This window comes from Arthrobacter sp. 05T423 (assembly GCF_056396245.1).
The window spans coordinates 139,239-149,030 of record NZ_JBFTLC010000008.1; the positions used below are offsets into that span (position 1 = coordinate 139,239).

The window sequence follows — 9,792 nt, forward strand, 5'->3', positions numbered from 1 at the left end:
TTAAATGTCACTTGTTCTGGAGGCTTCCGTGGTTACTTGGAAAGAGCAGCTCGCTTTCGCCCCTTTGGAGAATGCGGACCGAGGCGAGGAAGTGGGGCGCCGCCTTAGGCATGCCATCGAACTCGGAGTGCTCGAAGACGGTTCCCAGCTGCCCAGCGAAAGCTATCTTGCGGCCACGATGGGCGTTTCCACACTTACACTGCGAGCTGCACTGGCCGAGCTGCGCGGGCTGGGCCTTGTGGAGACCCGACGCGGCAAAGGCGGCGGAAGTTTCGTCAAGGCCAATACCGGGGACATCGCCCGCGTGCAACGCCACTCTCTTGCGGCTTATTCTCTAGAAGACCTGCGGGATTTGAGGGAGTACCGCGCTTTCTTGGCCGGCAGCGCCGCCGCCGCGGCTGCTAACCGGTCGCATCGCCTCTCGATGGGACGCCTGGCCTATATGTCCGTCGAGATCCAAAACTGCGAGCATCCGGCGGACGCGATCCGAGCGGACAGCAAGTTTCACATCGAGCTCGCGGCCAGCTCAGGGTCAGTGAGACTCACCCGCCAGGAAGTGGCACTGCAGGCCGAGGTGGGCCCACTAGTCTGGGTAGACCCGGCCGGCCATAAGGACGCGGCCGCAGAAGACCACACCAAGATCGTCGAGGCGATCAGGAACGGTGACGCCGTTCGCGCCCGAGCGCTCGCTGAGGAACACGTCCGGCGGGATATGAACTTGGTCATCGACGAACGAATGGAGCTGGACCGTGCACCGACCGACTCACCGCACCATCCGGCCTCCGTCGACGACACTGTGGCAGCTATCGAATCACTTGCCGCGATGTTTTACGGAACCGCTGCCACATCAATGCGCGAGCTCGAGCAAGCGGTCCGTGCCACCATCGGGTCCGGAGTAAGCAGAGATAGGGCCGACTCGGACATCTATGGTGCGGCCCGAAGGGCAGTGGCCATCGGCGTTCCACTGCTGTACGGAACCGGTTTCATCGCCGACCAGTCATACTTCGGTGAGAGCTGGATTGCCTGGTGCTATACGCCAGCGGGTCCAGAATCGCCACAGCGGCTCTACATCGACATGGACCTCTACGATGTCGACACCGCGCCGTGGCGCCCCGACGATACCGCCGATGACACCACTATCCAAACCAGCCACGCGTACGTGGATGCGAGCGGAACGAACGAGAACATCATCAGCTTCAGCAAGAAAGTCACCATAGCCGGAAACTATGTGGGAGCCGTCGCTGCCGATATCCGCGTCAGTCAGCTCCAGAGCGCGTTCGAGCCCCTCCTGAGGCCGTTGCCGCCGAACACCTGCATCGCTGACCAGCATGGAGCGATTATCGCAACGAACACAGGCCGCTTCGTTGGTGGAACAATCTCGGCAACCACTCAAGTCGCACGACGAGCCCTTCCGGGAGTCCCGTGGTGGCTCTGCATCGGAATCGCCGGAGAAGACGCAGAGCAGGCCCAGCAGCAGATCTAGGTCTGAATATGGCGCTTTACCGACCGAAGGCGACCCCTTAATCGCATCAGGAACTGGGTACGGCCGCGGCCATTACCCTGCCCGGGTGAACCTTCACGCCCAATGACGACGACGGCCGATACCAGGCCGCTACGACCGTCGAATTCATGCATCGACGCCAAGGCGATGTTCCCGCACGCGGTCAAACCACTCGGTGATCAGCGCTTTGATGAGGCCGGGCTGCTCGTGAGGCAACGCATGACCGGCGCGGTCCAGCACGGCGAAAGTAGCCCGTGGATAGTGCTCGAGCAGATCCCATTGGCCGGCGTACCCCACCATGGAGTCTTGTCGTCCGGTGACGATAAGCGCAGGGCCGGAATAGGGTGGGCGCCGCCTTCGGGACTGTTGCTGAACAGCCAGTGTCGGCCAATCCGTTCGAGTCCGGCCTCGTCGACCAGGTCTAGGGCGGGGAGTACGTACTCCTTATATTGCTCCAGCGTGGCCTGTGTCTGCACGACAAAGTAGTCGCGGAATACGCCCTCCTCGGCCGGACTGAGCGTCTCGCCCGGATGGACCGACTCCTGCAGACCTGGTGCGCGGCAAGATTCCGAACGTTCTCGCTCAACGGACAGATCAACGCGAGTCCTGTCACCTGCTCCGGTCGCCTGCCGGCGATGGCTCGGGCATAATACGCCCCGGCGGAGTGGCCCATGAGCCGGAACTGCCCATGACCGATCACGCCATCGATAAACGCGAGCAAGAGGTCCAGAACGTCATCGGCACTTTCCAGCCTGCTGGATGCCGGCGTCTGCCCCATGCCCGGCAGATCCGGGTGAAGGCGCCGACAATCAGATAGCTCGCCCAATATCGGCTCCATGGCACCCACCATCTCTCGGTGGTCCACGCCTGCACCGTGTAATACCAGGATCGGAGCCCCGTCACCGTACTCGACATAATGTACTGGTATATCGCGTGCTTTGTACTCCACCGCGCCAGCCTAATCTGGGCCTTTGTCAGTGGTAGTCAGGGACGGCGTGCGATGCGTTCCCTTGCCGCGTGACACCGGCAGACCAGCATCCGGACTTCGTCAACGACGCCGGTGTCCAGCATGGAGTGCATGAGTTGCAGGCTCCCCCACAGCCAGATCGCCTTACCGCCCGCCGAGGAGAACCTGCCAAGAGTCTTGACTCACTCCCCCTCTCGGGGGCACTCTGCAGGGGTCCGGCAAGTTTCATCGACGAAGGACACCGCCATGCCCTCGGTAAACCAGGAAAACTTCGGCTCCGACCTCTCAAAGGTCGCTGAACTCGCTGCGCAGCTTCGGGTGGACTCCATCCGGTCGAGCACGTCCGCCGGATCCGGCCATCCGACGTCGAGTATGTCTGCCGCAGACTTGCTGGCTGTCCTCATTAGCCGTCATCTGCGCTATGACTGGGACACCCCGGACCTGGACGCCAACGATCACCTGATCTTCTCGAAAGGCCACGCCTCTCCCCTGCTGTACTCCGTGTTCAAAGCCGTCGGCGTCGTCTCTGATGACGAGCTCATGACCGGCTACCGCCGCTTCGGCCAGCGCCTGCAGGGCCATCCGACGCCGGTGCTGCCTTGGGTAGATTTCGCTACGGGTTCGCTGGGGCAGGGGCTTCCCGACGGCGTAGGCGTGGCCCTCGCGGGGAAATATCTTGACCGGCTCCCCTACCGGGTGTGGGTACTGTGTGGCGACAGCGAAATGGCGGAAGGCTCCGTCTGGGAAGCCCTGGACAAAGCCTCCCACTACGGCCTCACAAACTTGATCACCGTCGTCGACGTAAACCGGCTGGGACAGCGCGGCGAGACCGAACTCGGTTGGGACATGGAGTCATACGCTCGGCGGGTCCAAGCTTTCGGCGCGCAGGCCGTAATCATCGATGGTCACGATCTCGGCATGATTGACGAAGCCTTCTCTACTGCGGCAGAAGCACCTGAAGGCAAGCCCGTTGTCATCCTCGCCAAGACCATCAAGGCCAGGGGCTTCGCCGAGATCGAAGACAGCCCGGATTGGCACGGGAAACCCTTCCCACCCGAGATGGCTGACAGGGCGATTGCTGAACTGGGCGGTCAAAGGTCGCTGACCTTGCGCGGGCCTGTTCCACAAGAAGGGTCAAAAGCAGGGATCGACGCTCCCGGCGCAACCCTTCCCGGTTACAAAAAAGGCGATAAGGTCGCTACGCGAAAAGCCTATGGCGACGCTTTGGCAGCACTCGGTGGGAGCGATCCCACCGTTGTTGCCCTGGACGGTGAGGTCAGCAATTCGACCCACTCCGACGAATTCGCCAAGGCATTCCCCGACCGGTTCTTCGAGATGTACATCGCCGAGCAGCAGCTCATCGCCGCCGCAACGGGACTCAGCACCCGTGGATATAAGGCCTTCGCCTCCACCTTTGCGGCATTTCTCACCCGCGCCCATGACTTCATCCGCATGGGTTCCATCTCGGGCGCCGATCTTCGCCTCTGCGGCTCTCACTCCGGCGTCGAGATTGGTGCCGACGGCCCTTCCCAGATGGCGCTGGAGGACCTGGCCATGTTCCGTGCCGTGCATGGCTCGACTGTCCTCTACCCTGCCGACGCCACCAGCACTGCTGCCCTTGTGCAAGGCATGGCAGAAACCTCAGGCATCAGCTACCTCCGCACCACGCGCGGCGCCTACCCCGTCCTGTACAGCCCTGCAGAGCAGTTCCCTGTGGGCGGATCCAAGCTCCTAAAATCCTCTGACAACGACGACGTCACCCTCATAGGGGCGGGGATTACCCTTCATGAAGCACTCAAGGCGGCCGAAATCCTGGGCGGTGAAGGAATCCAGGCTCGCGTCATTGATTGCTACTCCATCAAGCCCATAGACGCAGAAACGCTGCTCACCGCCGCTGGCGAGACACAGGGCCGCGTCATCATCGCCGAGGACCACCACCCGGAGGGCGGCTTGGGATCAGCCGTCAAGGACGCATTACTCATGTCACCACCGAGTGATTTGTCCATTCAGCACCTGGCCGTGCGTGGCATGCCGGGGTCCGGAACCGGGCAGGAGCTCCTCGCTTGGGCAGGCATTGACGCCCAACACATCGCCGAGGCAGCTCGGCAACTGGTTAAGGCAGGGACCCTCATCGGCCCTGATGGTTCGGCTCTTCGGGACGAAAGACCCTAGGATCCACTTTTGGCATACTCCGGACGGCCGCGAGGCCGGTAGTTCTGGATGGTGATGCCCCGGGACGTGGTCAGCCGCCGTGCTGGGATGGCGCATCACTCCCCAGTAGCCGGCGAAGATTTCATACGTCCGCCGGCCAAAAAGGAAGGCGTCGGCGCCACCGTAAACCTGGTTGAGATAGTCCCCTGCTTCGGTGTCGATAAGCGGGATGGCCCGGACCCGGGGTGCGCCCACCGGTGGCTAGGATGTGCATTGTGAAGCATCAAACCCCCGCCAGAACATCGGAACCGTCCCCCGGCGTCTTTTTCGTCCAAGGACCCGCATCAAATTGGATCGTGGTCCGCGACGAGACCGGATTCCTGCTCATCGACAGCGGCTATCCCTCCGACCGTTTTCTGGTCCTTGAGTCGATCCGCCATCTGGGCCTGCGGCCGGCCGACGCCAAGGCAATGCTCATCACCCACGGCCACGTGGACCACACCGGTTCGGCGGCCTACTTCTCCGAGACCTACGGAACGCCCATCCTGTGTGCCCCGGAAGAGTTGGCCCACGTCCAAGGGAAGGAGAAACACCAGGTCACGTTAGGCCAGGTCATCGTCCGCGCCTGGCGGCCCCGCGTCTTCCGCTGGATGGCGCACGCCATCAAGGCGGGAGCCCTCAAAGCTAAGCCGGCAACCGGCGCCCAAGCCTGGACCGCCGACGCGCTGCGGAGCCTCCCCGGCAAGCCTGATGCCATTCTGCTGCCCGGGCACACACCCGGCAATGGCGCGATCCTTTTTCCTGAAGCACGGGTGATAGCGGTGGGTGACACGTTTGTCAGCGGCCATCCCCTGGGCCGAAAAAATGGACCGCAGATGCTGCACCCCATGTTCCACGCCGACTCTGCACAGGCGCTCGCGGTCACCCACCGCCTGGACGAAGTCGATGCCGTGGTGGTGTTGCCGGGCCATGGGTCCGCTCTCGCCATGCCTCTGGCCGACGCGCTGGCAGCGGTGCGGGGCTAGTTCCCAGCCACGCCAGGGCACCTGCAGGCACGGCCGCTATGAATAACGGCCTTCATCGCATAAAATGAATTACGTTCATTTATGAGTCTGCCTCATGCGGGCCCAGGCCACCGCAGTTCAAAGAGAAGGAGCCGCCGACAGTGACGCCGGGGACAGATAAAGGGAGCGCCCATGACGCGCGCGAGCTCGTGGGAAAAAAGGTCAGGGTAGAACAAGCAGGAACGGTCATCCGCGTTGGCCAGGTCGAGGCTGTAACGCCTTCAGGGGAACTGTTTTGGATTCAGGCCTCCGGTTGTGAACACCGGGAAATATTCGGCTCGGCACTGGGCCACAGTGTTTTCCCCTTGCCCGGACCTGACCACGTGGCCGGCTAGTTCCCACGGCCCGTTTTATGAGGGTCAATTCGCGCCAATGGGGTTGCCTCCTAATCAACAGTGGGGGCGGCACGCTGATTGAGCCCCACAGTCAGCCGGTCTATCCGGTTAACTGCGGCGTCGAGGTTCTCGACGGTCGACCACAGGCCCGGCTGCTGCTCCCGGATATCATCGGGCGTGCGGCCCGCGGATGTAAGCGCAGCGAGATCAAAACTCACGTTGATCCGCGCCCCGGTCACCGCTGCCCTCAGGGCCCCGAATGCGACCACGACGTCGGCAATGAGGGCCGGGTTCCCGTTGGACGCCAGCCACTCCAGGTCCGCAATGGCATCGATGGCTCGCTCGCCGAGCACGGCAGAAGCCTTGGCGGCGTCAACGGATGCCCGGTGTATCGCGTCCTCCCGTTCCGGCCCCGGATCCAGCCGGAACGCGGCGCCAAAAGCCTCGGATGCTGAGGCGTCCTCATCGGCCAGTCGAAGGGCGGCTTCCCGCAGCGAATGCACCCGCGCGTTGACATCCGACAGCTCCTGCCGCTGCTGACCGTCAGCCTCCGTGTATCCCGCAACCATGGACGCTAGCGATGCGGCGATGGCAAGCATCACGCCTGCCCCGGCGCCGCCGCCCGGGGAACCAACGGACTCCGCCAGTGCCTGCGTCCAGTCCTCAACCGTCGAACGCTGAGTCGTAACTGCCTGCGAATCATCACCCATGGCACCAAGTGTGCCCCACTCTGCACTCACCCGTTGCACGATCAGGATGACCAGCCCCGACAACCGGATATCCGGCGCATTGGACTGCGAACCGAAAACCAGCAAACCCGTTTGGATCCTGTCACATATTTTGTGCGAAACCGGCTCGATACCATGAGGAGACCGGACAGAGCCGTCCGGTCGGATCGACGCAGAAGGAAACCATGGCCGCGGTTACGGTGGACGACATCCTTTCGGACTTCCCCCTGGGTTTTGCGACCCTCATCCTGCGGCCTGCCCCCGAGCGTTCGGCGGTTGAAAGGTTTCTGATCGTCGATGCAGACGATGAAATACCCGACGCCGGAGCGGCCTTTGTTCTGCTGATCGGCGTCCGCGGCCGCTCGGCTTTGCCGGCGCTGCGCCGGCTCCTGAAGAACCCGCCGCCGGTTGTGGCGGTCAAGGGCAACCGTGATGAACTGAGCGACGCGGAGGAACTGCTTGGCGCCGCGGGCACCGGACTGCTGCTGGTGGACCCGGCTGCCGATTGGGACCGGCTCCTGTCCATCGCCAAGGACCGGATCCAGCCGCGCAGTTACCAGAGCGAAGTGCTGACGCTGCTGGAAGAGGACCTGTTTGCCATCGCCCAGACCACCGCACGCCTGACCTCCAGCCATGTGGTCATAGAGGACGCCGCCAACAAGGTCCTGGCCTACTCCACCGTCTCGAACGACATCGACGAACTGCGGAAGGCGTCCATCCTGGCCCGGCGCGGCCCGCGGAAATACGAACTGCTGCTCAAGGACCTCGGTGCCTACCGGGAATTGCACAGAACCCGGCTCCCTGTGCGTGTGCCGGCCAGACCGCAGGACGGCCTGAGGGAGCGCGTGGCCATCACGCTGTTCGCCGGCGACCGGATCATGGGCTACATCTGGCTTCAGGAAACCGGGGACGGCTTCACAGCCGACGTGGACTACGTGCTGACGGGATCCGCGGCCCGGGCCTCCGCCGAGCTGATCCGTTACCGCAATCAGCAGTCCGTGCACATGCGCGAGGACCGCATTGCCCGGATTCTGTCCGGCGCCGCGGAGGCAGCTGCCAGTGCCCGCAGCGCGAAAATCCCGGCGGAGCGTCCTGCCGCACTGATTCTGATAGGGATGTCCCTCGCCGACACCCAGGCCGACGATGCTGCATTGAAGCATGGTGAGCTCGCCAGCCTGGCATCCATTCATGCGGCCGCCTACAAGGCGTCCGCGGTCGTCGGGCAATACAAGGGCGACACTGCGATCATCGTTCCGGGTCTGGTGTCCACGTCGGCGGAACCGGGGCTCCGGAGCCTGGCCGAATCCATCGTCCGGGACGCAACCAAGCACCTGGGCATCAGCCCCTTCGCTGCCGTCGGCCCCGTGGCACCGGATCTGTTGACTCTCCACTCGGCCACCCCGATCACCGAGGCGCTGCTGGAATGCGTCGGAGCCTCCACTGCCACCACCGTAGCCACGGTGACTGACTTCGAGCCCGAAATCCTCTTCCGTGACGCCGTCCGGAGGTTCGCGTCCTCCCCATTCCGCCACCGGAGCCTGACCGCCCTGCTGCAGGACGACGTCGAACTCGCGGAAACCCTCCGCATATATTTCGACTGCGCACTCGACGTCGCCGAGTGCGCCAAACGGATGGCACTGCACAAGAACACCGTCTACTACCGAATCAGCAAGGCCGCCCGGGTCACGGGCCTGGATTTCGGCAAACCCCGTGATGCGCTGGTGGCACTGCTGCACGTCCAGGAATGGGCCTGCACGCACAACGAACTTCAAGGCAGGAAATGACCACGACACTCGATGCTCCGCCTTTGGGCCCGATGCTCGATGACCTCGTCCGCAGCCACAGGCCACAAAGGGAAGCCGGCTCCGTCCCGGCGAACATCCCATCCCTGGCCAAGGTCCCCTTCAACACGTTTGGAATAGCTGTTGCCACCGCAGCCGGGGACGTTTTTGCCTCAGGCGACGCCGATGTCCCCTTTTCCATCCAAAGCATTTCCAAGGTGTTCACGCTGGCCATGGCGCTCCGCCGGGGCAGCCCAGGAACGCTGTGGTCCCGGGTGCTGCGCGAACCCTCCGGCACTGCCTTCAATTCCCTGGTTCAGCTGGAAGTGGAACACGGCATCCCGCGGAACCCGTTCATCAATGCCGGCGCCCTGGTGGTCACCGACCACCTGATGGAAGAGACCCCCGACGCCGCCGCCGCGCTCCTCAGCTTTCTCACCGGACAGACAGGACAAGCAGGTCCCTTCATCGACGCGGCGGCTGCGGCCAGCGAACTCTCCAACAGCAGCCGCAACTTGGCACTGGCCCACTTCCTCAAAGATTTCGGCAACCTCAGGCAGTCCGCCGAGGCAGTGGTGGAAAACTATGTTCGCCAGTGCTCCATCATGATGACCTGCGTGGAAATGGCCAAAGCCGGCCTCTTCCTCGCCCACGACGGCCGCGGAGCCCATGGAACGGTGGTGTCCCGAAGCGAAGCGAAACGCATTGGCTCCATCATGTTGACCTGCGGCATGTACGACGCCGCCGGGGAATTCGCTTACCGCGTCGGATTGCCTGGAAAGAGCGGTGTGGGCGGAGGCATCCTTGTGATCGTTCCCGGTCACTGCGCCATCTGCGTATGGAGCCCCCGTTTGGACGCCAAAGGCAACTCCCTTGCGGGCAGCGCTGCGCTCGCAGATCTGTCCGACCGCACCGGCTGGTCGGTGTTCTAACTGACCGCCCAGCCGTCCCCGCTTGCGTCGGACCGGCACCCATTCCTCCACCTGATGCCCCCTAACCGGTCAGAACTATCCCCGGATCGAAAGGAACTCCATGCCTAACAACAACCCCAATGACGAGGTTGCTTTACAGCAGGCTGTCCCGCCGCAGGCGCATGCTTCGGAGGCGGCCCTCCACGCCGAGGACAAGGGCTACCACAAGAGCCTGAAGCCGCGGCAGATCCAGATGATCGCCATCGGCGGCGCGATCGGAACCGGCCTGTTCCTCGGCGCCGGCGGCCGGCTCAACGCCGCCGGGCCGTCCCTGGTCATCGCCTACGCCGTCTG

Annotated in this window: 8 protein-coding genes and 1 pseudogene; 6 read left to right on the forward strand and 3 right to left on the reverse strand. The window is 63.4% G+C overall.

The features are described from left to right. Nucleotides 1–28 precede the first annotated feature (28 nt). Nucleotides 29–1,483, forward strand: a complete 1,455-nt coding sequence (locus AC1DFE_RS09140) for a GntR family transcriptional regulator (protein WP_476905570.1) — start codon at nt 29–31, stop codon at nt 1,481–1,483. Nucleotides 1,484–1,627: 144 nt separating this feature from the next. Here AC1DFE_RS09140 and AC1DFE_RS09145 read toward each other — a convergent pair whose 3' ends face one another. Together AC1DFE_RS09145 and AC1DFE_RS09150 are read right to left on the reverse strand one after the other, a co-directional pair. Continuing rightward, nucleotides 1,628–1,801 (reverse strand): alpha/beta fold hydrolase, encoded by a 174-nt coding sequence (locus AC1DFE_RS09145; protein WP_476905571.1) that lies wholly within the window; start codon nt 1,799–1,801, stop codon nt 1,628–1,630. A 121-nt stretch (nt 1,802–1,922) separates the two neighbouring features. After that, on the reverse strand, nt 1,923–2,351 hold the full coding sequence (locus tag AC1DFE_RS09150; RefSeq protein ID WP_476905588.1) for an alpha/beta fold hydrolase: 429 nt from the start codon (nt 2,349–2,351) through the stop codon (nt 1,923–1,925). A gap of 363 nt (nt 2,352–2,714) precedes the next feature. Here AC1DFE_RS09150 and AC1DFE_RS09155 point away from each other — a divergent pair, with 363 nt between their 5' ends. Further along, on the forward strand, nt 2,715–4,640 hold the full coding sequence (locus AC1DFE_RS09155; RefSeq protein ID WP_476905572.1) for a transketolase: 1,926 nt from the start codon (nt 2,715–2,717) through the stop codon (nt 4,638–4,640). Between the two features lie 254 nt (nt 4,641–4,894). Next, the gene (locus tag AC1DFE_RS09160; protein WP_476905573.1) at nt 4,895–5,644 is read left to right on the forward strand and encodes an MBL fold metallo-hydrolase; all 750 of its coding nucleotides are present in this window, start codon (nt 4,895–4,897) and stop codon (nt 5,642–5,644) included. 424 nt (nt 5,645–6,068) lie between these two features. Here the strand turns inward: AC1DFE_RS09160 and AC1DFE_RS09165 are convergent, their stop codons facing one another. Then, complete coding sequence (locus AC1DFE_RS09165; RefSeq protein WP_476905589.1) at nt 6,069–6,728, reverse strand: cyclodeaminase/cyclohydrolase family protein; 660 nt, start codon at nt 6,726–6,728, stop codon at nt 6,069–6,071. A gap of 203 nt (nt 6,729–6,931) precedes the next feature. On the opposite strand from AC1DFE_RS09165, the gene AC1DFE_RS09170 reads away from it, so the two are divergent. The 3 genes and pseudogenes from AC1DFE_RS09170 to AC1DFE_RS09180 form a co-directional block, all read left to right on the forward strand. Further along, complete coding sequence (locus tag AC1DFE_RS09170) at nt 6,932–8,530, forward strand: PucR family transcriptional regulator (RefSeq protein ID WP_476905574.1); 1,599 nt, start codon at nt 6,932–6,934, stop codon at nt 8,528–8,530. After that, nucleotides 8,527–9,459, forward strand: a complete 933-nt coding sequence (locus AC1DFE_RS09175) for a glutaminase (RefSeq protein WP_476905575.1) — start codon at nt 8,527–8,529, stop codon at nt 9,457–9,459. Before AC1DFE_RS09170 ends, AC1DFE_RS09175 begins: the two co-directional genes overlap by 4 nt. Before the next feature lie 100 nt (nt 9,460–9,559). Continuing rightward, nucleotides 9,560–9,792 (forward strand): annotated as a pseudogene (locus AC1DFE_RS09180) (amino acid permease); the annotation flags it as partial.

Coding starts and splice junctions, on each gene's coding strand:
- AC1DFE_RS09170 (WP_476905574.1), top strand. CDS start 6,932: ATGGCCGCGGTTACGGTGGACGACATCCTTTCGGACTTCCCCCTGGGT.
- AC1DFE_RS09175 (WP_476905575.1), top strand. CDS start 8,527: ATGACCACGACACTCGATGCTCCGCCTTTGGGCCCGATGCTCGATGAC.
- AC1DFE_RS09145 (WP_476905571.1), bottom strand. CDS start 1,801: ATGGTGGGGTACGCCGGCCAATGGGATCTGCTCGAGCACTATCCACGG.
- AC1DFE_RS09150 (WP_476905588.1), bottom strand. CDS start 2,351: ATGGTGGGTGCCATGGAGCCGATATTGGGCGAGCTATCTGATTGTCGG.
- AC1DFE_RS09165 (WP_476905589.1), bottom strand. CDS start 6,728: ATGGGTGATGATTCGCAGGCAGTTACGACTCAGCGTTCGACGGTTGAG.
- AC1DFE_RS09155 (WP_476905572.1), top strand. CDS start 2,715: ATGCCCTCGGTAAACCAGGAAAACTTCGGCTCCGACCTCTCAAAGGTC.